Origin of the sequence: Klenkia terrae (assembly GCF_900491935.1) — a bacterium.
Classification (GTDB): Bacteria; Actinomycetota; Actinomycetes; order Mycobacteriales; family Geodermatophilaceae; genus Klenkia; species Klenkia terrae.
Genome location: NZ_UEXK01000004.1, coordinates 373,329 through 394,782 on the forward strand (window position 1 = coordinate 373,329; position 21,454 = coordinate 394,782).

Consider the following 21,454-nt stretch of genomic DNA (forward strand, 5'->3'; position numbering starts at 1 on the left):
TGTCAGCGGCCGAGGTCGGAGTCGGGCGCAGCTTGGCGGCTGGTTGGACCCGCGCTGCCGGTGTGCGGTCACGACGCCAGTACACCGGGCATCCCGGTCGCGGTGAGTACGAGCGTCTGCGGGCTGGTGGTGCCACCCGGCGGGCGGCTGCGGCGTCGGTCGGGGTCAACGTGCGCACCGCGCAGGACTGGGACAAGGGCATCCGCAAGGTCAACTCCCGGCGGCTGCATCCCGATGGTCGGGTCGTGGACTACGCCGCCGGCACGATCACCCACCAGCCATCGTTGCCAGCGGTGGAGAAGGTGCTGCACCACCGCTGCCTGAGCCTGGCCGAGCGGGAGCAGATCGCCGCCCTGCGCGCCGCGGGCCACTCGATCCGCCACGTCGCTGCAGCACTGGACCGTCCGCCCTGCACGGTCAGCCGCGAGCTGACCCGCAACACCGACCCCGGCGGCGCCTACCGGCCCCACGGCGCCCACCGCGCAGCTGCAGGACGCCGGGCACGACCCAAGACGGCCAAGCTGGCCACCGACGGGCCGCTGCGCGCGGCGGTGCAGGCCGGGCTGGATGAGCGCTGGTCACCGGAGCAGATCCACCACACCCTGCGTCAGGATCACCCCGGTGACCAGGACATGCAGGTGAGCACCGAGACGATCTACCAGGCCATCTACCTCCAAGCCCGCGGCGGACTGCGCCGGGAACTGGCCGTCGCGTTGCGGACCGGGCGAACCCGCCGCACACCTCACCGCGATCCCGCCGCCCGCACCTCCCGGTTCACCGACCCGATGGTCATGATCAGCGAGCGGCCTGCCGAGGTCGAGGACCGTGCCGTGCCCGGGCACTGGGAAGGCGACCTGATCATCGGCGCCGACGGTGCATCGGCGATCGGCACCCTGGTCGAGCGCACCACCCGCTACGTGATGCTGGTGCACCTACCCAACGGGCGGACCGCCGAGGCAGTCCGCGATCAGCTCGTGGCCACCATGGCCACGCTGCCCGGGCATCTACGCGGCTCTCTGACCTGGGACCAGGGCGCGGAGATGGCCGCCCACCGATCCTTCAGCATGGCTACCGGCATGCCGGTCTACTTCTGCGACCCGGCCAGCCCCTGGCAACGCGGCTCCAACGAGAACACCAACGGACTACTCCGCCAGTACTTCCCCAAGGGAACTGACCTGGCCGCCCACGGCCCCGCCGACCTCGAACACGTTGCCCAGCAGCTCAACGGCCGACCACGCAAGACGCTGGACTGGCAGACCCCAGCCCAGCGTCTGCGTGCTCTACTGCAACCGGCCTACTGACCAACGGTGTTGCGACGACCCCTGGAATCCGCCGGGTGGGTGCGGGGCCCTCGTGCGTGGGGCTCAGGAGTCCTGCTCGGCCTCCAGGGCGGCCAGCCGGGTGGCCGGCCGCTCCTTGCGCGGCGCGGACGGCGCGGAGAAACCGGACCGCTTGTGGCTGCCGTCGCAGAACGGCTTGAGCCCGGACTTCCCGCACCGGCACAGCGCGACGACGTCGCGGCCCGGGTCGAACTCGACGCCGTCGGCGTCGACCAGTCGGAAGTCACCGCGCACGACCAGGGGGCCGTCGCGGTAGGGGGTGATGGTGGCGGGCTCGCGGTCGTCGGGCACGGTGCTCCCTTCCCCGCGGACCCGGGGTCCCAATCCCCCTCAGGCGGCGCGCGCGTCGCGCCGGGCGACCTCGTCGCGGACCAGCGGGATGACGTACCGGCCGACGTCGATGGCATCGCCGAGCAGGTCATAGCCGCGCATCGAGAGGATGTCCACGCCCAGGTCGACATAGTCCAGCAGGGCGGCGGCGACGGTCTCCGGCGTCCCGACCAGGGCGTTGGAGTTGCCCGCTCCCCCGCTGGCCTTGGCCGTCGGCGTCCACAGCGCCCGGTCGAACCGCTCGCCGCGCTCGGCGATCTCCAGGAGCCGCTGGGACCCGGCGTTCTCCGGGCCGGCCGCCGAGGGCCGGGCGATGGACAGCGGAGAGCGGCCGTTGCCGTTGCGCATGGCCTCGATCCGGGCGACGGTGCGGTGCGCCTTCTCCCAGGCCAGCTCCTCGGTGGGGGCGATGATCGGCCGGAAGGCGACCTGGATGCGCGGCATCTGCGTGCGCCCGGCGGCCCGTGCCGCGGCGTGCACCCGCTCGATCTGCGCGGCGGTCTCGGCCAGCGGCTCGCCCCACAGCGCGAAGACGTCGGCCTCGGCACCGCCGACGGCGTAGGCGGCGTCCGACGAGCCGCCGAAGGACAGGTCCGGGCGGGGCTGCTGCACCGGGAAGGTGTCGGAGACGAAGTCGGCGAACCGGTAGTGCTCGCCGTCCCAGTCGAAGGGCTCGTGCGACGTCCACGCCTTCTTGACGATCTGCATGTACTCCCGGGTGCGGGCGTACCGGGCGTCCTTGGTGAGGTAGTCGCCCTCGCGCTGCTGCTCGTGGTCGGTGCCGCCGGTGATGACGTGGACGGTCAGCCGGCCGTCGCCGATCTGGTCCAGGGTGGCGAACGTCTTGGCGGCGAAGGTGGGGTAGCTGACGTTGGGCCGGTGGGCCAGCAGCACCTGCAGGGTGTCGGTGTGCGCCAGCAGCCAGGCCGCGGCGGCCGAGGGCTCGGGGGCGCCGGACCCGTAGGCGAACAGCACCCGGTCCCAGCCGAAGTCCTCGTGCGCCCGGCCGAGCCGGACGGTGTAGTCCTTGTCGAAGCTGCCCCCCGAGCGCGGGGTCGTCTCCGACCCGTCGTTGGTGGCGGCGATGCCCAGGAACTCGATCGGCACGGCAGGCTCTCCTCGGGTCGGTGTCCTGCCGGGGCCAACCACCCCGGTCGGGCCGGCTGTTCCCCTACTCGGCGGGTTCCTGGCCGTAGAAGACCCGCTCGACGACCGAGCGGGCCTGCCGGGTCGCCCGGCGGTAGTCGTCGACGAACTCGCCGGGGTCGACGTCGGCGGGGTAGCCGCTGGCCCGGGCGACGCCGGACAGCTCCAGCCCCGGCCGGGGCAGCTGGTCACCCGGGCGGCCGCGGACCAGGAACACCGCGTTGCGGGCACGGCTGGCCCGCTCCCAGGCCACCCGCAGCGCCACCGCGTCCTCGGCGTCCAGCAGGCCGGCGTCGGCCAGGCCGGTGAGGGCGTCGGTGGTGGCGGTGACCCGCAGTGCGGGGTGGTCGTGCGCGTGCTGCAGCTGGAGCAGCTGCACGGTCCACTCGACGTCGGCCAGCCCGCCGCGGCCCAGCTTGGTGTGCGTGGCCGGGTCGGCGCCGCGGGGCAGCCGCTCGCTCTCCACCCGGGCCTTGATCCGGCGGATCTCGGCGACCTGGGCGTCGGTGAGCCCGGCGGCCGGCCAGCGCAGCGGGTCGACCAGGTCGCAGAACTGCCGGCCCAGCTCGACGTCGCCGGCCACCGGCTCGGCGCGGAGCAGAGCCTGCACCTCCCAGACCGACACCCAGCGCTCGTAGTACTCCCGGAACGCCGACAGGCTGCGCGACATCGACCCCTGCCGGCCCTCCGGGCGCAGGTTGGCGTCCACCTCGAACGCCGGGTCCGGGGCCGGCTCGGCGAGCAGCCGGCGCAGCGCGTGCGCGATCTGGTTGGCCGCGCCGACGGCCTTGGACTCGTCGGCGCCGGGCCGCACCCGGTGCACGAAGAGCACGTCGGCGTCGGACCCGTAGCTCATCTCGCGCCCGCCGAGCCGGCCCATGCCGATGACGGCGAGGTCGACCGGGACCTGGTCCACGGGCACCTTGGCGTCGGCGGCCCAGCTGCGGACCGCCGCGGCCAGCCCGGCCTCCAGGGTGGCCACCGCGACGTCGCGCAGGGCGACCCCGACGGCGACGACGTCGAGCAGGCCGAGCAGGTCGGCGCAGGCGATCCGGAGCAGCTCGGTGCGCCGCAGCCCGCGCAGCACCCGCACCCCGGCGGCCGCGTCGCCGGCCCGGGCCACCGACTGCAGCCAGGCCGAGCTCAGCGATGCCGCCGGGCGGGGCACCAGCTCCTCGTCCTTCGCCAGCAGCCGCAGCGCCTCGGGGGTGCGGGTGAGCAGCCCGGCGACGTACTGCGAGGAGCCCAGCAGGCGGGCCAGCCGCTCGGCGACCTGGCCCTCGTCGCGGAGCAGCCGCAGATACCACTGGTTGCCGCCCATGGCCTCGGACACCTGCCGGTAGGCCAGCAGGCCGGCGTCGGGGTCCGCGCACGAGGCCAGGGTCTGCAGCAGCACCGGCAGCAGGTACCGCTGCATCGACGCCGACCGCGACACCCCGCCGGTGAGCGCGGCCAGGTGCCGCAGGGCGCCCTCGGGGTCGGCGAAGCCCAGCGCGCGCAGCCACACCCCGGCGGCCTGCGGGCCCAGCGCCAGCTGCTCGCCGGGCACCCGGGCCACCGCCGACAGCAGCGGCCGGTAGAACAGCTTCTCGTGGATCCGGCGCACCTCGCGGGTGTGCAGCGCCAGCTCGGCCCGCAGCACGGCGACGGCGTCCCCGCGGTGGTCGGGCTTGTAGCCCAGCGAGCGGGCCAGCCAGCGCAGCTGCACCTCGTCGGTGGGCAGCAGGTGGGTGCGCCGCAGCCGGAGCAGCTGCAGGCGGTGCTCCACCGTGCGGAGGAAGCGGTAGGAGGCGGTCAGCGTGGCGGCGTCCTCGCGGCCGACGTAGCCGCCGGCGGACAGCGCCAGCAGGCCGGGCAGCGTGCCGCCGGTGCGCAGCGTGGTGTCCACCCGGCCGTGCACGAGCTGGAGCAGCTGCACGCTGAACTCCACGTCGCGCAGCCCGCCGCGGCCGAGCTTGAGCTCGCGGCCGGCCTGGGCCGGGGGGATCAGCGACTCCACCCGGCGGCGCATGGCCTGCACCTCGCCGACGAAGCCCGGCCGGTCACCGGCTTTCCAGACCAGCGGCCACAGCGCGTCGACGTACTCCCGGCACAGCGACGGGTCGCCCGCCACGCCGCGCATCTTCAGCAGCGCCTGGAACTCCCAGGTGCTGGCCCACTGCTCGTAGTAGGCGACGTGGCCGGCCAGCGTGCGCACCAGCTGCCCGGCCTTGCCCTCCGGGCGCAGCGCGGCGTCGACCTCCCAGGCGGCCTCGTGGCAGACCCGCATGAGCGCCGCGCACACCCGGGCCGCGGTGGCCGTGGCGGCCGCGTCGTCGGCGCCGTCCAGCGGCTCGGCGACGAAGACCACGTCGACGTCGCTCACGTAGTTGAGCTCGCGGCCGCCGCACTTGCCCAGGCCGATGACCGCGATCCGGCAGGGCGTCGCGCCCGGCGGCTGGTCGGCCACGGCGATGGCCAGCCCGGCGACCAGCACGGCGCCGGCCAGGTCGGCCAGCTCGCCGGCGACCTCCTCGGCGGTCAGGTTGTCCCCGAGGTCCCGCCCGGCCACCGCGAGCACCGCCCGCAGGTAGGCCCGGCGCAGGTCGCGGACGCGGGAGACGTCGGAGTCCGGCGCCGGCGTGCCCAGCCCCACGCCCCACGGCGGGTCGTCGGGGTCGGCGCCGACCGCCCGCAGCATCTCCTGCTCCAGCGCCAGCGGGGTCGGCCGGACCGGGCCGTCCTCGCTGTCGAGCACGGTCCAGTCCTCCGGGTGGGCGACCAGGTGGTCGTCGAGCCCGGCGCTGGCGCCCAGGACGGCGAGCAGCCGGGCGCGCAGCGTCGCCGACCCCCGCAACCGGGCCAGCAGGTGCGCGGCCAGCTCGCCGCCCGGGTCCTCCCGGTCGAGCGCCTCCACCAGGCGGGACAGCGTGAACAGCGCCAGGTCGGGGTCGCCGGCCCGTGCGAGCGCCGAGACCACCGGGGCGGCCTCGGGGTCGGCCGGCTCGTTGCGCCCGAGGTCCCACAGGCCCAGCTGCGGCGAGGACAGCAGCCGGGCGGCCTGCTCGCCGTCCTCGAAGCCGAACCGGACCAGCCGGACGACGGCCGGGCGCGGGACCGGGCCCCGGTCGAGCGGGGTCACGTCAGCGGACGGCGGCGCGCGAGCGGACCAGCTCGGCGAACCGGCCGGCGAACGGCGCCCACACCTCGGCGAGGTCCGGGTGCGCGGCCGCGGCCAGGGCGCTGACCACCTCGACGTCCAGCCCGGTCGAGGCGACCCCGACCGGGTCGTGCTCGGCCCAGGACGCGGCGATCTCCGGGGTGGTCTCGATGTGGAACTGCAGGCCGTAGACCGCGCTGCCCACCCGGTAGGCCTGGATGTCGCAGACCGGGTTGGCGGCGAGCACCACGGCACCCGAGGGCAGCCGCTCGACCTCGTCGTGGTGCCAGGCGATGACGTCCGGGGACAGCGGCAGACCGGTGAACACCGGGTCGGTCTCGGCGGCGTCCCGGCGGGCGACCAGGGTGGCCCCGACCTCGGGGCCGTCCGGGCGCACCCGGGTCGCGCCACCGGTGGCCTGGGCCAGCAGCTGCGCGCCCAGGCAGATCGCCAAGGTCGGCACGTCGTCGGCGGCGGCGCGGGCGAGCAGGTCGCGGACCGGGGCGAGCTCGGTGGCGGTGTCGTCCAGCGAGGACTGCGGGCCGCCCAGGACCAGCAGCCCGTCGTGCCCGGACAGGTCGGCCGGCACCGGGTCACCGGCGTCCAGGTGCCGCTCGTCGAGCTCGAGGCCGGCCGCCGTCAGCCACTCCCCCAGCCGGGCCGGCGGGTCGGTGTCGGACGGGACGACGACGAGCAGACGGGTCACACCGCCCACCTTATGGAACGGCCCCCTCGCAGGGACCCGCGGCGTGCGGAGCACGTCGTGGGGGGCGAGGGGGTCCTTCTCACAGCCCCGGGAGGTAGCGGCGGAGCTCGAAGGGGGTGACGTTCTGCCGGTAGGAGTTGAACTCCTCCCACTTGTTGCGCAGGAAGAACTCGAAGACGTGCTCGCCCAGGGTCTCGGCGACCAGCTCGCTGCCCTCCATCGCGCTCAGCGCCTCGCCCAGGCTGACCGGCAGGTCGACGTAGCCCGCGGCCCGCCGCTCGGTGTCGGTGAGCGACCAGACGTCGTCCTCGGCCTCCGGCGGGAGCTCGTAGCCCTCCTCGATGCCCTTGAGCCCGGCGGCCAGCAGCACCGCGAAGGTCAGGTAGGGGTTGCAGGCGCTGTCCGGGGACCGGACCTCGACCCGCGCCGAGTTCGCCTTGGACGGCTTGTAGGAGGGCAGCCGGACCAGCGCCGAGCGGTTGGCCTTGCCCCAGGTGGCCGCGGTCGGCGCCTCGGTGCCGGCCAGCAGGCGGCGGTAGGAGTTCACCGTCTGGTTGGTGACCGCGGTGACCTCGCGGGCGTGGGTGAGCAGCCCGGCGATGAACTGCTTGCCGGTGGTGGACAGCCGCATCGGGTCGTTCGCGTCGTGGAAGGCGTTGCGGTCACCCTCGAACAGCGACAGGTGCGTGTGCATCGCCGAGCCGGCCAGGTCGGTGAACGGCTTGGGCATGAAGGTGGCGTGCACGCCCTGGGCCAGCGCGACCTCCCGGACGACGTGCCGCAGCGTCATGATGTTGTCGGCCATGCTCAGCGCGTCGGCGTAGCGCAGGTCGATCTCCTGCTGGCCGGGGGCGACCTCGTGGTGGCTGAACTCCACCGAGATGCCCATGGCCTCCAGCGCGAAGACCGCCTCGCGGCGGAAGTCGTGCGCCACGTTGTGCGTGGACAGGTCGAAGTACCCGCCGGTGTCGGCCGGGGTGGGCGGCGTCCCGTCGTCGGGCAGGTCCTTGAGCAGGAAGAACTCGATCTCGGGGTGGGTGTAGAAGGTGAACCCCATGTCCGCGGCCTTGCCCAGCGCCCGGCGCAGCACGTGCCGCGGGTCGGCCCAGGCGGGGCTGCCGTCGGGCAACGTGATGTCGCAGAACATCCGGGCGGTCTCGCTGGCCCCGCCCTTGGCCGAGGGCATCACCTGGAAGGTGCCCGGGTCGGGCTTGGCGAGCATGTCGGACTCGTAGACCCGGGCGAAGCCCTCGATCGCCGACCCGTCGAAGCCGATGCCCTCGGCGAACGCCGCCTCGATCTCGGCCGGTGCCACCGCGACGGCCTTGAGGTAGCCCGAGACGTCGGTGAACCAGAGCCGGACGAAGCGGATGTCGCGCTCTTCCAGGGTGCGCAGGACGAACTCCTGCTGGCGGTCCATGGTCGGCATCCTGTCCTCCGCGCGTGTCCGGCTGGTTACGACACCCGGGAGCCTGCCCGGTCGGGGTGCCGGACTACACGCCGGGGTGGAGCGCGGAACCGGCCAGCCACTCGTCCCAGCTGACGTTCCAGTCGCCGAAGCCGTCGGTCTCGGCCAGCCGGGGGCCGGCACCGGCGACCTGGACGACGTCGCCGCGGCCGAAGTTGTCGTAGAACCAGCCGGCGTTGGCCGTGGAGACGTTCAGGCAGCCGTGCGAGACGTTGCGGCTGCCCTGCTGGCCCACCGACCAGGGTGCGGCGTGCACGAAGATGCCGGAGTTGCTGAGCCGGGAGGCGTACTCGACCTCGGTGCGGTAGCCGGCCGGGGCGTCGATCGGGACGCCGTAGGTGGAGGAGTCCATCGTGTAGCGCCGGGACTGCTGCATGACGACGTAGGTGCCCGACGGCGTGGGGCTCGACGACTTGCCCAGCGAGGTCGGCATCGACTGCACGAGCTGGTCGTCGACGTAGAGCCGGAGCACCAGCTCGGAGGCGTCCACGACGCCGACCCGCTTGGGCCCGATGTCGAACTCGACGTGCTTGCTGGCCTGGCCGTGGACGCCGCCGCCCACGTCCACCCCGTAGAGGTCGGCGTCGACGGCCACGTGGGTGCGGGCCGGCCAGAAGTCGGCCGGCCGGTAGTGCACGGTGCGGTCGGACAGCCAGGACCAGGAGCCGTCGACGTGCGGGGTGGTCACCACCGACAGGCGGCGCTCGACGGCGGCCCGGTCGGTGACGTCCTCGTCGAAGGTGATCGAGATCGGCTGGCCCACGCCGACGACCGGGTTGTCCGCGTTCGGGAAGACGGTGGGCATGGTCAGGGTGCGCGGGGAGACCGTGCCGACGGTGCCCGTGCTGGTGGTGGTCCGGCCCGCGGCGTCGGTGGCGGTCGCGGTCACCGTGTAGGTGGTGCCGTAGCCCAGGTCCGTCGACGCGGTCCAGGTCGCCGAGGCCGGGTCGAGCGCGCCGGCCAGCGGCGTGCCGGCGTCGTCGGTCACCGCGACGGCGGACAGCGTCCCGTGCCCAGCGAAGACCCGCAGCGGGGTCACCGGGTCCACGTCGACCGAGCCCAGCGGCGGGTCGATGCTGATGACGGCGGCGTCCACCTCCTGGGCGGCGGCCGGGGTCGGGGCGCTCGACGTCGTCGGCGCGGCTGCCTGCCCACCGTCGACCCCGGACTGGCAGCCGGCCAGCACGACGAGCAGCAGGGCGAGCGGGGCGCAGCGGCTGCGGACCACGGACATGGGGACCTCGGGATCGGGACGGGACGTCGGTGGGCTGATCCAAGCAGCGACCACCGACACGCGGGGCCCGCAGTGCGGTGTGGATCGACGACGTCGGGGCCCGGCACTGGCAGGTGTCCACCGACGGGCCCGGGTGCAGGATGTCGGCGTGACCAGCCCGTCGTCCTCGCCGTCGTCCGAACCGGTCCTGTACGGCGGGGGCTCCCCCACCGCCCGGGTCCGCATCCACCACCTGCAGCAGGCGAAGGCCGACGGGGACAAGTGGGCGATGCTCACCGCCTACGACACCTACGCGGCGCGGGTGTTCGAGGAGGCCGGCATCCCGGTGCTGCTGGTCGGCGACTCCGCCGGCAACGTGGTGCTGGGCCACTCCTCGACCGTGCCGGTGACGGTGGAGGACCTGCTGGTGTTCACCAAGGCGGTCACCCGGTCGACGTCGCGGGCGCTGATCGTGGCCGACCTGCCGTTCGGCTCCTACGAGGCCTCGCCCGAGCAGGCCTTCGGCACCGCGGTCCGGATGATGAAGGAGGGCGGGGCCCAGGCGGTGAAGCTCGAGGGCGGGGCACGGGTCGCGCCGCAGGTGAAGCTGCTGGCCGACAACGGCATCCCGGTGATGGGGCACGTCGGGTTCACCCCGCAGTCCGAGCACGCCCTGGGCGGGTTCCGGGTGCAGGGCCGCGGGGACGCCGGTGACCAGGTGCTGGCCGACGCCCGTGCGGTGGCCGACGCGGGCGCGTTCGCCGTCGTCCTGGAGATGGTGCCGGCCGACGTGGCCGCCCGGGTGACCGCGGAGCTCGCCGTGCCCACCGTCGGGATCGGCGCCGGCGTCGACTGCGACGCGCAGGTGCTGGTGTGGCCGGACATGGCCGGGATGAACGGCGGCCGGGTGCCGAAGTTCGTGAAGAAGTACGCCGACCTGCGCGGCGAGCTGCTGCGGGCGGCCCAGGAGTACTCCGCCGAGGTCCGCGGCGGGCAGTTCCCGGGGCCCGAGCACAGCTTCTGACCCGACCGGGTGAAAAGTTCGCGATTGAGCTGAACTGGATCGTCCGTATTGCCGATCCCCTGGGCAACCACCCGGAGAGGATCGACCATGAAGTTCGACCGTACTGCCGTCGTCGGCGTCGCCTCGGGCGTCGTCTTCCTGGCCGCCGTGATCGGTGGGGTCGCGGCCAACGCCGCCCCCGGCGACCCCGGTACCGCCCCCCCTGCCGAGGTCGCCGCCACGGCCCCGCCCGCCGCTGTCGGCGTCCCGGCCGCGACCGCGGCCGCCGCGCCCACCGCCGAGGTCGGCACCACGGCACCGGTCGCCGGCACCCCCGCGGTGGCCGGCACCGCGCCCACCGCGTCCCCCGCCGCCACCGCGAGCCAGGGCACGGTCGGCGTCACCGCCGGCGTCGGCGCCACCGCCGGGCTCGCGGCGACGGCCGGGGTCGGCGTGGCCGCCCCCACCGCCACCGCCGGGGTCGCAGGGGTCGCCGGCGTGGCCGGGGTCGCCGGCGTCGCTGCTCCCACCGCCTCGGTCGGCGTCACCGGCACCGCCGGGGTCGCGGCACCCACCGCCGCGACCGCGGACATCGCCATGCCGCCGAGCGGCACGTGCCCGGCCGGCACCACGGTCGGCGTCGGCCTCCTCGGCATCCCGATCTGCATCCGCCTCTGAGCCTGCGCTGACCGGCCGCCCCACGGGGCGGCCGGTCAGCGGTCGAGCGGTGCCCCGTTCAGCTCGATGCCGCCCGTGCCCCCTGCCCCCGGGAACGACGCGGCCACCTGGTCCAGGAACTCGTCCACCCCGGCCTCGGCGTAGCCCCGCTTGCCGATCGGCGGCTTGCGGAAGACCACCCGGCGCACGTCCTCGGTGTCCATCCCCGGCGGGCGCCCGGCGGCCAGCGCGTCCAGCGCAGCCGCCGCCCGGTCGAGGAATGCGTCGACCTCGTCCGGGGCGTAGCCCCGCTTCCCCCAGCCCGGCTGGGCGAACGTCACCGCCCGCACGTCGTCCCCGCTGAGCCGAGCCATCAGACTCCGGTCACCCGGACGCCGGCATGGGTCTTGTACCGCCGGTTCACCGACACCAGGTTGATCGTCAGCGCCTCGACCTGGCGGGCGTTGCGCAGCCGCCCGGCGTAGACCCCGCGCAGGCCGGGCAGCAGGCCCGCCAGCGCCTGCACCAGGTCCATGGCCGCCCGGTCGTCGCCGACCACCATCACGTCGCCGTCCAGCGTGGGCTGGGACAGGTCCTCCAGCGACACCGCGGACAGGTGGTGGAAGGCACCGACCACCCAGCTGTCGGGCAGCAGCGCCGCGGCCTGCTGGGTCACGCTGCCCTCGGCGACGTCCAGCACGTAGGCGCCCAGCTCGTCCCAGCCCATCGGGACGACGCAGTCGACGACCACCTTGCCGGCCAGCGCCGGGGCCAGCTCGGCCAGCAGCTCGGCGTGCCCGGCGAACGGGACGGCGACCACGACCAGGTCCGCGGCCCCGGCGACGTCGGCGTTCGACCCGCCCTGCACCGAGACCTCTCCCCCGCCGGCCGCCGCGCTCGCCCGGGCCGCCACCGACGCGGCGACCTCGACGGCCCGGTCGGCGTCCCGGGAACCCAGCAGCACCCGCTGACCGGCCGCCGCCCAGCGGACGGCCAGCCCGCGACCCTGCGGTCCGGTGCCCCCCAGGATCCCGACGAGGAGGTCGCCGACGGGGCGCCCCCCGCCGGCCACTGCACTGCTCTCGCTCACGTCGTCTCCCCTGGTCCGCGGGCGCCGGGTCGACCCACGGCGCGGTCCTGCCCGTTCAGCGACGCTCGCCCTGCTCCCAGGCACGGTCGGCGGCGTCGGCCTGCTCGTTGCGCTCGGCCACCTTCTCCAGGGCGGCGGCTGCCTCCTCCTGGGTCGCGAAGGGCCCGAGGCGGTGCCGCTCGGCGCAGCCCTCCGGACCCTCGACGGTGTGGTGCTTGATGCAGAAGAACCACGGTCCCTGGCTCATCCCGCCCCCTCCTCGTCGGGCCGCGCCCCGGTGGTGCACGGCGCCGACCAGGATCAGCACGGCCAGGACCCGGGCGGCGACCTGCCCGTCGGCGCCGGTCTCGGGTCGGCCNGTCGGCCTTGGTGGCGAAGTGCCGGAAGAAGGTGCGCCGGCTGATCCCGGCCGCGTCGGCGACCTCGTCGGCGGTCACCGTCTCGAAGTCGTGCCGGGTGAACAGGTCCCCCCCCCCCGCCCCGACCCCGCCCGGCGGCCGGTCGCGGCACACGGAGCAGCCGGGGCGCCCGCCGGTGCGGCACACTGCCCGGGTGCCCGCCGCCGAGCGTCGACCCCACCGGGATGCCGGCCGGGTCGCGGACGGGCGCGGCGCCGACGGGCAGGTCGCCGCCCGGGTCCTGGCCGTGCTGATCCTGGTCGGCGCCGGTCTCGGGTCGGCCAACCTGCCCGTGGACGGGGTGCTCCGACCGGGTGCCGGCCGGGCGGCCTACGCCGCCACCATGGCTGCCCTGGTGGTGATCGGCGTGGTGCTGCTCGTCCGGCGGCGGGTGGACCGGCCGGTCATCGGAGTGCTGGTCGGCGTGGGCGACCTGGTCTACGTGGTGGTCGCGCTGTCGATCACCGACCCGATGCTCTACGCACCCCCGCTGATGATGCTGTTCGCCGCGTTCGCCGCGGCCTGGTTCCTCGACGGCTGGATGCTGGGCCTGCACCTGCTGGTGGTCCCGGTCGCCTGCTGGGTGGCGCTGGCCGGCAGCTTCGCCGACCCGGCCGCGCTCGCCGTCCAGGTCGTGGTGCAGTCCGTGGTCCTGGACGTCGCCTCCGGCGGGGTCTACGTGCTGCGCCGGCGCGTGCAGCGGCTGCTGACGGCCACCGAGCGGCTGTCGTCCACCGACCCGCTGACCGGGCTGGCCAACCGGCGCTCGATGGCCGTCGGCGCCGAGCGGCTCTGGCGCCAGGCGCAGCGCGAGGGCGGGTCCGTGGCCGCCTTCCTGCTCGACCTGGACCGGTTCAAGCAGCTCAACGACGAGCACGGGCACGCCGCCGGGGACGCCGTCCTGCTCGCCGTCGCCGACTCGCTGGCCGGGGCCGTGCGGCCGGCGGACGTGCTGGCCCGCACGGGCGGCGAGGAGATGGTGGTGCTGGGCCTGGTCCACGACCACCACGACGCCCGCCAGCTGGGCGAGCGGCTGCGCGCCGCGGTGCGCCAGGCCGGCCACGCGCAGCTCCCGGTGACCGCCTCGGTCGGCGTGGCGCTGACCTCCCCGGTGCCCGGCGAGGACCCGCAGGACGCCGTGTGGCGGCTGATCGACCGGGCCGACCTGGCGATGTACACCGCCAAGCAGGCCGGCCGGGCCCGCCTGGAGGTCGCCGTCCCGGTGGTGCCCCGGCCCCGCGTCGGCGGCACCCCCGCGGGCGCCGCCTGACCCCTCCTGGTCGGATGGGGGCATGACGTCCACCGTGCCCCTCCCGCTGCGCGAGCAGGCCGCCGTCCGCGACGGGTGGTTGGACCAGCGGATCGACGAGCTGCTGCCCGGGTTCATGGACGACGCCGGCATCGACCTGTGGGTGGTGGTCGGCCGGGAGTACAACGAGGACCCGGTGCTGCCGACGCTGCTGCCGGCCACCTGGCTGTCGGCCCGCCGCCGCACCGTCCTGCTGCTGCACCGGACCACCGGGGGCGTGACGCCGATGGCGGTCGCCCGCTACCCGGTCGGCCGGTTCGTGCAGGCCTGGGACCCCGCGGACGACGACCCGGCGCTCGGGCAGGAGCAGGCGCAGTGGGCCGCGGTGCGGCGGGCGGTGGACCGGGCGCAGCCGCGCCGGATCGGCGTCGACGTGTCGGCGACCTTCGCGCACGCCGACGGCCTCTCCCACACCGACGCGACCGCGCTGCTGGCCGCGCTGGGGCCGTGGGCCGACCGGGTCGTGCACGCCGAGCAGCTCGTCGTCCGCTGGCTGGAGACCCGGCTGCCGGCGGAGATCGACGCCCTGCACGCCATGAACGCCCTGTCGCACGCCACGATCGCGACCGCCTTCTCACCCGCCGTGGTCACCGTCGGGCAGACCACCGCGCTGGACGTGGCCTGGTGGGTCCGGCAGCGGTTCCACGACCTCGGCGTCGAGCCGTGGTTCCAGCCGACCGTCGGCCTGCAGCGGGCCGGGGTGCCGCTGGGCGGGGTGCCCGAGGACGCCGTCGTCGAGCCCGGCGACCTCCTGCGCTGCGACGTCGGGCTCAAGACGCTGGGCCTGACCACCGACACCCAGCGCAACGCCTACGTGCTGCGGCCCGGCGAGACCGCTCCCCCGGCCGGCCTGGTGCACGCCCTCGCCGTCGGCAACCGGATGCAGGACCTGGTCACCGCGGCGATGCTGCCCGGTCGCACCGGGGACGAGGTGCTGGCCGCCGCTCGCGCCGCCGCGGCCGCCGAGGGCGTGGACGGCGACGTCTACAGCCACCCGGTCGGCTTCTACGGCCACGGCGCGGGCCCGGCGATCGGCATGTGGGACGCGCAGGGCGGCGTGCCGGGCACCGGTCAGGCACCGGTCCGCACCGACACCACCTGGGCGCTGGAGCTGTGCGTGCGGGTGCCGGTGCCGGAGTGGGGCGGGCAGGTGGTCCGGATGGCCCTGGAGCAGGGCATCGCGCTGACCGCCGACGGTGTCTCCTACCTGGACGCCCGGCAGACCGGGCTGATCACCCTCTAGCGTCCCGGGTGGCCTTGTCGTTGGCCTTCTGCAGGGCGTCGGCGAGCTCGTCCTTGGTCATCGACGACCGGCCCTCGACCCCGGCGTCCTGGGCGAGTTCGTACAGGTGGGCCTTCGAGGCGTTCGCGTCGACGCCGCCCTTGGAGTCCAGGTCGGTGTCCCGGTTCCCCTTCGCCGACTGCTCGTCGGAGGGGCCCTTGCCGCCGTCCTCCTTGGGCTGCCAGTGGTCGCCCACCTTCTCGTGGGTGTGCTTGACCGCCCCCCACGCCACCCGGTTGGCGGCCTGCTCGTCGCCGTCGTAGGTCTCGACGGCGCTGTCGTGGGTCTTCGCGTACGTCTCCTGCGCCTTGGCGTCCGAGCGCTGCAGCGTGCTGGGCAGCTCGTCCTCGATCGGCTTCCCGCTCTTCGTGGTCTTCGGCATGCGGGGGTGGTTACCCGGCCGGCTCCTCGAGGAACACCGACCACGCGGCCCGCTCGGGCCCGGTCAGCGGCCGCGGGGTCCCGCCGTCGACCACGACCAGGACGGCGACCACGGAGATCGCCACCTCGCCGTCCTGGTGCAGGTCCTGGCGGGTGGTGACCGAGCTGGTGCCCAGGCGGGTCACCCAGCTCTCCACCCGCACCTGCTCACCGGGCCGGTAGAGCAGCTGGCGCCGGTAGTCGACCTCCAGCCTGGCCAGGATGACCGGCGGGGCCGGGTCGCCGTCCGCGACGCCGGCCGCCATCGTCAGCCGGGCGTCCTCGAGCAGGCTCAGTGCCCGGGCGTGGTTGACGTGGCCGTAGACGTCGGGGTCGGACCACCGGAGCTGGACGGCGTGCTGGTGCCGCACGCGCTCAGACGGTCTCGTCGGAGCCGCGGTGGCCGCCCTCGTCGGCGTCCGGGTGCAGGGTGCGCTCCTCGGACTCGGCGAGGATCGCCTCGGCCTGGGCCTCGGGGTCCGCGCTGCCGCCGGTCGAGGTCTCCTCCGGGAGCAGCTCGGCGCGGGTCTCCACGTTGTGCTCGGTGACGTTGTCGCGGGCCTCGGGGCTGGGCGGCTGGCTGGTGGTCATGGGTCCAACCTAGGGCCGGGCAGCTCAGCCCATCAGGTCGCCCAGGTTCATGAACGCCGGCCCGAGGACGACGATGAGCAGCGCCGGGAGGATGCAGACCATCAGCGGGAAGGACACCTTGACCGGCACCTTCATCGCCTTCTCCTCGGCCCGCTGGCGACGCTTGATCCGCATCTCGGCGGCCTGCACGCGCAGCACGTCGGACATCGCGATGCCGTAGGAGTCGGCCTGGTTGACCGCGGCCACGAACCGGCGGAGGTCGTCGATCTTGGTGCGCGCCACCAGGGCCTCGTAGGCCGCCCGGCGCGGGCGGCCGACGTTGACGTCGGCCAGCGTGCGGCGGAACTCCTCGGCGAGGACGCCGGGGCCGTTGGTGGCGACCCAGGTCATGGCCGCCTCGAAGCCCAGCCCGGCCTCCACGGCGATCGTCATCTCGTCCAGGACGTCGGGCAGCTCGCGGGTCAGCTGGGTCTGCCGCTCCGTGGCCCGCCCGTCCAGGACCGCGTCGGGCAGCCAGTAGGAGCCGACGGTGGCCGCGACGCCGATCAGCGCGGTCAGCAGCCCCGGGTGGGTCTCCACCACGACGAACGCGACCAGGCCCACCACCGCGACCAGCAGCGGCTTGGCGGCCAGCACCCGGGTCATCGTCAGGCCGGCCGGGTAGCCGGCGGCCTGCAGCAGCCGCCGGGCGCGCCGGGCCTCCCGCTCGGGGGTGACCGTGCGCAGGAACGACGTCCAGCCGTTGCCCCGGGACTCCAGCGAGCCACCGGTCGGGGTGCTCGTGCTCAGGCCGCGGGTCAGGTTGCGGTGCGCGATGGCCAGCGGGCGCCGCGAGGTGCCGGCGACGAGGTAGACCACGACGGCCAGCGGCAGCGCGACGGCGAACGAGGCGCCCATCAGCAGTCCGGACATCAGAACCTCACCTTCACGATCGACTTGAGCCAGAGGGCGCCGACGACCATGAGGCCCAGCGCGACGAGCAGCAGCACCAGGCCGGTGCCGGTGGTGTAGAGCGGCGCGAGGTAGCCGGGCGCGGTGAGCGACATGATCAGCGCGACCGCGAAGGGCATGGCCAGCAGCACGATGCCGGAGGTGCGGCCCTCGGCCGAGAGCGACCGGGCCTGGCGGAACAGCTGGGCGCGGTCGCGGAGGGTCTCGCCGACCCGGTCCAGCACCTCGGCCAGGTTGCCGCCGACCTCGCGGTGCACGCCGATGGCCTGGACCAGCCAGCGGAAGTCGTCGCTGCCGGTGCGGTCGGCGACCTCGGTGAGCGCCTCGGTCACGTCGCGGCCGACCCGCACCTCGTTGACCACCCGGGAGAACTCCTCCGACATCGGCGCCGGGGTGTCCCGGGAGACCGCGTCGATCGCCCGCAGCAGGCTGTGGCCGGCCCGCAGGCTGCTGGCCATGAGCTGCAGGGCGTCGTCCAGCTGCTCGGCGAAGGCCTTGCGGCGGCGGCCGACCCGCACGGTGAGGAAGGCCCAGGTCCCGGCGGGGGCCGCGACGAGGAGCAGCAGCCCGAGCAGCAGCCCGCCGATCAGGCCGCCCAGCAGCAGCCCGGTGAGGGACCCGACCGCCACCACGACCAGCAGGTCGGCGGCCGACGTGCCCATCCCCGCCAGCTCGACGGTGGCGGCGAGCCGGCCGCGGGGGTCGACCCGCAGCAGCAGCCGCTCGGCGACCGCGACGGTCTCGTCGGCCGTCGTCGCCCGCCGGGTGGGGGCGGCGTTGCCGCTGACCTGCAGCCGGCCGATGTCGACCCGCTGCGGGCGGGCCAGGACGGCCACCGCGGCGAGCGCGAGGGCGATGGCCAGCGCGGCCACCGCACCCCAGACGAGGGCGGGCATCAGACCCGTCCGGTGACGAGCGGACGGCGGCCCGCGGCCGACGGCGGGGGGGCGAAGACCCGGGAGGAGACCGTGACGCCGAGGTCGGCGAAGCGGTCGACGAAGCGCGGCCGGACGCCGGTGGGCACGGCCTTGCCGAGCAGGCGGCCGTTGAGGTCGGCGCCGGCGGAGTGGTCGAAGAGGAAGGCGTCCTGCAGGGTGACGGTGTCGCCCTCCATGCCCTGCACCTCGGTGACGTGGGTGATGCGGCGGGTGCCGTCCCGCAGGCGGGAGATCTGCACGACCAGGTCGACCGCGGAGGTGACCTGCTCCCGGATCGCGCGCAGCGGCAGGTCCATGCCGGCCATCAGCACGAGGGTCTCCAGCCGGGCGATCGCGTCGCGCGGGGTGTTGGCGTGCACGGTGGACAGCGAGCCGTCGTGGCCGGTGTTCATCGCCTGCAGCATGTCCAGGCTCTCCCCGCCGCGGACCTCGCCGACGACGATCCGGTCCGGGCGCATGCGCAGCGAGTTGCGGACCAGCTCGCGGATGGAGACCTCGCCGCGGCCCTCGATGTTGCGGGGGCGGGACTCCAGCCGGACGACGTGCTCCTGATGCAGCTGCAGCTCGACGGCGTCCTCGATGGTGATGATCCGCTCGGACTCCGGGATGAAGGAGGACAGCACGTTGAGCAACGTGGTCTTCCCGGTGCCCGTGCCGCCGGAGACGATGATGTTCAGCCGGGCCTCGACGCAGGCGCGCAGCAGCTCGGCCATCTCCGGGCTCAGCGTGCCGTAGGAGATCAGGTCGCCGATCCCCAGCGGGGTGCGGGCGAACTTGCGGATGGTCAGCGAGGACCCGCCGAAGGCCAGCGGCGGGATGATCGCGTTGACCCGGGAGCCGTCGGCCAGCCGGGCGTCGACCATCGGCGAGGACTCGTCGATGCGCCGGCCCACGCGGGACACGATGCGCTCGATGACCCGGCGCAGGTGCTCCTCGGAGGTGAACGTGGACGCGGTGCGGACCAGGCGGCCGCCGCGCTCGACGTAGACCGACTCGGGGCCGTTGACCATGATCTCGGTGACGTCGGGGTTGTCCAGGTGCGGCTGCAGCGGGCCGTAGCCGAGCACCTCGTCGGTGACCTCGGTGATCAGCCGGCGGCGGTCGGCGTCCGACAGCGGCGTGGGGTCGTTGGCGACCACCCGCTGCAGCTCGGAGTTGACCAGGCGGTGCAGCTGGTCCTCGGGGATCTCGCTGCTGGACAGCTTGCTGCCCAGCCGGTCGAACAGAGCCTGGGTGGCGCGGGCCCGCAGCTGGGACAGGCCGTCGCCGACGATGACCGCGGCCTCGGGCTGGACCAGCCGGGTCAGCGAGTCGACCTCCGCGTGCACGGACGAGGCGCGCGCGGCGAGCGAGATCTGCTCCACCGCCTGCTCCACGTCGTCGGCCGCGGCGTGCCGGGCCACCCGGACCGGGTCCGGGCCGAAGGCGTCCTCGCCGCGGGCGGTGGCCAACCGGTCGCCCAGCTTCATCGGGCACCGGCCCGCAGGCGGCCGAGCCCACGACGCGGAGCGGCGGCGGGCTCGGGCAGGAAGCGCTCGACGAGGGTCTGCAGGCCGCGGGCGACCTGGTCGCGACCGGCCGCGGCCATGAGCAGCGGCACGCCGGTGTTCGTCGACAGGGTCACCCCCGAGCTGCGCGGCAGGACGACGTCCAGCGCCGAGCCCAGGGTGGCCTCGATGTCGGCCAGGCTCAGGCCGCCGGAGGTGTCCGAGCCGTTGAGCAGGAGGTGGCGGCCCCTGGGGACCAGGTTGAGCTCGGTCAGGACGTCGAGCTCCTTGCGCATGCCCCGGATGCCGGGGACGTCCATGCTGCTCATGAGCACCAGGTCGGTGGCCCGCTCGAGGGTGGTCAGCGTGTGGTCGGACAGGCCGGGGGCGGTGTCCACCACGACGTAGCGGAACTCCTGGCGGAGGGTGTCGACCAGCCGGGCGACCTGCTGCGCGGTGACCGCGTCGCCCGCGGCCGGCGACTCGCTGCCGGCCACGACGTAGAGCCCGCTCTCGTGCCGGCTGAGGAAGCTCTTGAGCACCAGGGGGTCGGTGGAGGCGGCGCCGTGCACGGTGTCGGGCAGCGTGTACTCGGGCACCAGGGCCAGCGCGCTGGCCACGTCGCCGAACTGCACGTCCAGGTCGACCAGCACGGTGGAGCCGGTGCCCGAGCGGGCGAGGCCGACGGCCAGGTTGGTCGAGACGGTGGTCTTGCCGACCCCGCCCTTGGCCGAGCCGACCACGATGACCCGCTGACCGCGGTCGCCGGTGGTCTCCCGCAGCGCGTCGCGGCGGGCCTCGGCCCACTCGGCGCCGCGGGCGACGACGCCGTCCACGTGGTCCTGGTGCGCGTCGGCGGTCAGCAGGTCGCGGACCCCGGCGTGCATGGCGCGCATCCACAGGTCGGGGTCGGTCGAGCTGGTGGCCATGACGATGCAGGTCGGGGCGGCCACCACGTCGGCCCGGGTGGCCAGCGCCAGCGCCCGCTCCTCGGGCACGTCGGGCCCCAGGACGGTGACGCCGGGCGAGCCGGCCTCGGCCACCCGGGCGAACAGCCCGCCGTCGGCGTCGAGGGCCTCGACGCCCAGGGCCACGACGTCGCCGCCGCAGGCCAGGGCGAAACGGGCGACGAGGTCGGCGCCGACGCCGACGGTCAGGACGGTGCTCATGAGGTGCCCCCGTTGGAGGAGTTGGTGGTGGTGGAGGACGAGGTGTCGTCGGTGCTGCCGTCCGAGCCGGCGCCGGCCAGGCCGGAGACGGAGCCGGAGTAGAGCTCGCCGGCCGAGGTGCCGGGGGCCTGCAGGGTCAGGTAGGTGGTGCCCTTGGTCTGGGCCGAGGAGACGGCGACCGCGGCGTCCGGGCTCAGGGCCAGGGTCACCGTGTAGACGCCGTCGGGGTCCGAGGGGTTGGCGACCCGGGTGACCAGCACCCCGTCGAGCTGGAAGGCGACGTCCGGGCCGTCGTTGATCGTGCTGGCGGTGCCGAACACGCCCACCAGGTCACCGGGGACCAGGACACCGCCGACCGCGCGTTGCCGCTCGAGGGTGACGCTGACCTCCTCGGTGCCGTCGGGCGCCGGGAGCGAGCCGTCGGCGCGGGCCGCGGTCGGGTCGCCGAAGCGGCCGCCCTGGACCATGTCGCCGGGCAGCAGCGTCGTGGTGGTCACCAGGCCGCCGACGCCGGACAGGTCGCTCAGCGTCCCGGGGGTCACCAGCCGGGACGGCACCTGCTCCAGGGAGACGGCGGTGCCGAGGTCGGCCACCGGGGTGCCGGCAGGGACCTCGGACCCGACCACGAGGACGGGGACGAGCTCCTCGGCGGCCTGGGCCCGCGCGTCGGCGGTCCGGACGTAGCCGAGGACCACCCACGCACCGGCGGCGGCGACCAGGACGGCCACGACCTGTCCCTTCTACACATCTGACGCTCCCGACGATACTCCCTCCGCTGATCTCCTCGGCCGCCGCATCCCTCAACACAACCCACAGA

General features: G+C 74.9%; 22 protein-coding genes and 1 pseudogene. 5 read left to right on the forward strand and 18 right to left on the reverse strand.

The features are described 5' to 3' along the window. Positions 1 to 116: 116 nt before the first annotated feature. Positions 117 to 1,301 (forward strand): IS30 family transposase, encoded by a 1,185-nt coding sequence (locus LFA75_RS02005; protein ID WP_404820965.1) that lies wholly within the window; start codon positions 117 to 119, stop codon positions 1,299 to 1,301. A 63-nt stretch (positions 1,302 to 1,364) separates the two neighbouring features. On the opposite strand, the gene LFA75_RS02010 is transcribed toward LFA75_RS02005, so the two are convergent. The 6 genes from LFA75_RS02010 to LFA75_RS02035 form a co-directional block, all read right to left on the reverse strand. Beyond that, the gene (locus tag LFA75_RS02010; protein WP_225232099.1) at positions 1,365 to 1,631 is read right to left on the reverse strand and encodes a CDGSH iron-sulfur domain-containing protein; all 267 of its coding nucleotides are present in this window, start codon (positions 1,629 to 1,631) and stop codon (positions 1,365 to 1,367) included. 39 nt (positions 1,632 to 1,670) lie between these two features. Then, the gene (locus LFA75_RS02015) at positions 1,671 to 2,777 is read right to left on the reverse strand and encodes an LLM class flavin-dependent oxidoreductase (RefSeq protein WP_225232100.1); all 1,107 of its coding nucleotides are present in this window, start codon (positions 2,775 to 2,777) and stop codon (positions 1,671 to 1,673) included. 64 nt (positions 2,778 to 2,841) lie between these two features. Continuing rightward, positions 2,842 to 5,937, reverse strand: coding sequence for a bifunctional [glutamine synthetase] adenylyltransferase/[glutamine synthetase]-adenylyl-L-tyrosine phosphorylase (locus LFA75_RS02020; protein WP_225232101.1), 3,096 nt, complete (start codon positions 5,935 to 5,937; stop codon positions 2,842 to 2,844). A 1-nt stretch (position 5,938) separates the two neighbouring features. After that, positions 5,939 to 6,661, reverse strand: coding sequence for a type 1 glutamine amidotransferase (locus tag LFA75_RS02025; protein WP_225232102.1), 723 nt, complete (start codon positions 6,659 to 6,661; stop codon positions 5,939 to 5,941). Positions 6,662 to 6,740: 79 nt separating this feature from the next. After that, complete coding sequence (locus LFA75_RS02030) at positions 6,741 to 8,081, reverse strand: glutamine synthetase family protein (RefSeq protein WP_225232103.1); 1,341 nt, start codon at positions 8,079 to 8,081, stop codon at positions 6,741 to 6,743. A gap of 73 nt (positions 8,082 to 8,154) precedes the next feature. Then, complete coding sequence (locus tag LFA75_RS02035; RefSeq protein WP_225232104.1) at positions 8,155 to 9,363, reverse strand: L,D-transpeptidase; 1,209 nt, start codon at positions 9,361 to 9,363, stop codon at positions 8,155 to 8,157. Positions 9,364 to 9,511: 148 nt separating this feature from the next. On the opposite strand from LFA75_RS02035, the gene panB reads away from it, so the two are divergent. Further along, a complete protein-coding gene (gene panB / locus LFA75_RS02040; protein WP_225232105.1) occupies positions 9,512 to 10,366 on the forward strand; it encodes a 3-methyl-2-oxobutanoate hydroxymethyltransferase in 855 nt (284 codons plus the stop codon). Positions 10,367 to 10,453: 87 nt separating this feature from the next. Then, on the forward strand, positions 10,454 to 11,023 hold the full coding sequence (locus tag LFA75_RS02045; RefSeq protein ID WP_225232106.1) for a hypothetical protein: 570 nt from the start codon (positions 10,454 to 10,456) through the stop codon (positions 11,021 to 11,023). Between the two features lie 35 nt (positions 11,024 to 11,058). Here LFA75_RS02045 and LFA75_RS02050 read toward each other — a convergent pair whose 3' ends face one another. The 4 genes and pseudogenes from LFA75_RS02050 to LFA75_RS02065 form a co-directional block, all read right to left on the reverse strand. Continuing rightward, on the reverse strand, positions 11,059 to 11,376 hold the full coding sequence (locus LFA75_RS02050) for a DivIVA domain-containing protein (protein WP_225232107.1): 318 nt from the start codon (positions 11,374 to 11,376) through the stop codon (positions 11,059 to 11,061). Then, on the reverse strand, positions 11,376 to 12,092 hold the full coding sequence (gene npdG / locus LFA75_RS02055; RefSeq protein WP_225232108.1) for an NADPH-dependent F420 reductase: 717 nt from the start codon (positions 12,090 to 12,092) through the stop codon (positions 11,376 to 11,378). Before npdG ends, LFA75_RS02050 begins: the two co-directional genes overlap by 1 nt. A 55-nt stretch (positions 12,093 to 12,147) precedes the next feature. Beyond that, positions 12,148 to 12,339, reverse strand: coding sequence for a hypothetical protein (locus LFA75_RS02060; protein WP_225232109.1), 192 nt, complete (start codon positions 12,337 to 12,339; stop codon positions 12,148 to 12,150). Between the two features lie 124 nt (positions 12,340 to 12,463). Beyond that, positions 12,464 to 12,637: pseudogene (locus LFA75_RS02065) on the reverse strand (TetR family transcriptional regulator); the annotation flags it as partial. Positions 12,638 to 12,644: 7 nt separating this feature from the next. On the opposite strand from LFA75_RS02065, the gene LFA75_RS02070 reads away from it, so the two are divergent. Next, complete coding sequence (locus LFA75_RS02070; protein ID WP_225232110.1) at positions 12,645 to 13,760, forward strand: GGDEF domain-containing protein; 1,116 nt, start codon at positions 12,645 to 12,647, stop codon at positions 13,758 to 13,760. 22 nt (positions 13,761 to 13,782) lie between these two features. Continuing rightward, positions 13,783 to 15,042 carry a M24 family metallopeptidase gene (locus LFA75_RS02075; protein WP_225232111.1) on the forward strand — a complete coding sequence of 420 codons (1,260 nt, stop codon included), beginning with the start codon at positions 13,783 to 13,785 and terminating at the stop codon, positions 15,040 to 15,042. Here the strand turns inward: LFA75_RS02075 and LFA75_RS02080 are convergent. The 8 genes from LFA75_RS02080 to cpaB are packed head-to-tail and all read right to left on the reverse strand — an operon-like array spanning position 15,032 to position 21,365. After that, a complete protein-coding gene (locus LFA75_RS02080) occupies positions 15,032 to 15,463 on the reverse strand; it encodes a ChaB family protein (RefSeq protein WP_225232112.1) in 432 nt (143 codons plus the stop codon). The genes LFA75_RS02075 and LFA75_RS02080 overlap by 11 nt on opposite strands. Positions 15,464 to 15,473: 10 nt before the next feature. After that, the gene (locus LFA75_RS02085; protein WP_225232113.1) at positions 15,474 to 15,872 is read right to left on the reverse strand and encodes an acyl-CoA thioesterase; all 399 of its coding nucleotides are present in this window, start codon (positions 15,870 to 15,872) and stop codon (positions 15,474 to 15,476) included. Between the two features lie 4 nt (positions 15,873 to 15,876). Continuing rightward, complete coding sequence (locus LFA75_RS02090; RefSeq protein WP_225232114.1) at positions 15,877 to 16,092, reverse strand: hypothetical protein; 216 nt, start codon at positions 16,090 to 16,092, stop codon at positions 15,877 to 15,879. 24 nt (positions 16,093 to 16,116) lie between these two features. Then, positions 16,117 to 17,004, reverse strand: a complete 888-nt coding sequence (locus LFA75_RS02095; protein ID WP_225232115.1) for a type II secretion system F family protein — start codon at positions 17,002 to 17,004, stop codon at positions 16,117 to 16,119. Further along, positions 17,004 to 17,939, reverse strand: coding sequence for a type II secretion system F family protein (locus LFA75_RS02100; protein WP_225232116.1), 936 nt, complete (start codon positions 17,937 to 17,939; stop codon positions 17,004 to 17,006). The genes LFA75_RS02095 and LFA75_RS02100 overlap by 1 nt, the downstream gene beginning before the upstream one ends. After that, the gene (locus LFA75_RS02105; protein WP_225232117.1) at positions 17,939 to 19,450 is read right to left on the reverse strand and encodes a CpaF family protein; all 1,512 of its coding nucleotides are present in this window, start codon (positions 19,448 to 19,450) and stop codon (positions 17,939 to 17,941) included. Before LFA75_RS02105 ends, LFA75_RS02100 begins: the two co-directional genes overlap by 1 nt. After that, complete coding sequence (locus LFA75_RS02110; protein ID WP_225232118.1) at positions 19,447 to 20,637, reverse strand: AAA family ATPase; 1,191 nt, start codon at positions 20,635 to 20,637, stop codon at positions 19,447 to 19,449. The genes LFA75_RS02105 and LFA75_RS02110 overlap by 4 nt, the downstream gene beginning before the upstream one ends. Continuing rightward, a complete protein-coding gene (gene cpaB, locus LFA75_RS02115) occupies positions 20,634 to 21,365 on the reverse strand; it encodes a Flp pilus assembly protein CpaB (protein ID WP_225232119.1) in 732 nt (243 codons plus the stop codon). The genes LFA75_RS02110 and cpaB overlap by 4 nt, the downstream gene beginning before the upstream one ends. Between the last annotated feature and the right edge of the window lie 89 nt (positions 21,366 to 21,454).

Excerpts from the sequence above, each read along its gene's own strand:
- LFA75_RS02030 (WP_225232103.1), bottom strand. The coding sequence starts at position 8,081 with ATGGACCGCCAGCAGGAGTTCGTCCTGCGCACCCTGGAAGAGCGCGAC.
- LFA75_RS02035 (WP_225232104.1), bottom strand. The coding sequence starts at position 9,363 with ATGTCCGTGGTCCGCAGCCGCTGCGCCCCGCTCGCCCTGCTGCTCGTC.
- LFA75_RS02045 (WP_225232106.1), top strand. The coding sequence starts at position 10,454 with ATGAAGTTCGACCGTACTGCCGTCGTCGGCGTCGCCTCGGGCGTCGTC.
- LFA75_RS02050 (WP_225232107.1), bottom strand. The coding sequence starts at position 11,376 with ATGGCTCGGCTCAGCGGGGACGACGTGCGGGCGGTGACGTTCGCCCAG.
- LFA75_RS02060 (WP_225232109.1), bottom strand. The coding sequence starts at position 12,339 with ATGAGCCAGGGACCGTGGTTCTTCTGCATCAAGCACCACACCGTCGAG.
- LFA75_RS02075 (WP_225232111.1), top strand. The coding sequence starts at position 13,783 with ATGACGTCCACCGTGCCCCTCCCGCTGCGCGAGCAGGCCGCCGTCCGC.
- LFA75_RS02080 (WP_225232112.1), bottom strand. The coding sequence starts at position 15,463 with ATGCCGAAGACCACGAAGAGCGGGAAGCCGATCGAGGACGAGCTGCCC.
- LFA75_RS02090 (WP_225232114.1), bottom strand. The coding sequence starts at position 16,092 with ATGACCACCAGCCAGCCGCCCAGCCCCGAGGCCCGCGACAACGTCACC.
- LFA75_RS02095 (WP_225232115.1), bottom strand. The coding sequence starts at position 17,004 with ATGTCCGGACTGCTGATGGGCGCCTCGTTCGCCGTCGCGCTGCCGCTG.
- LFA75_RS02100 (WP_225232116.1), bottom strand. The coding sequence starts at position 17,939 with ATGCCCGCCCTCGTCTGGGGTGCGGTGGCCGCGCTGGCCATCGCCCTC.
- LFA75_RS02105 (WP_225232117.1), bottom strand. The coding sequence starts at position 19,450 with ATGAAGCTGGGCGACCGGTTGGCCACCGCCCGCGGCGAGGACGCCTTC.
- LFA75_RS02110 (WP_225232118.1), bottom strand. The coding sequence starts at position 20,637 with ATGAGCACCGTCCTGACCGTCGGCGTCGGCGCCGACCTCGTCGCCCGT.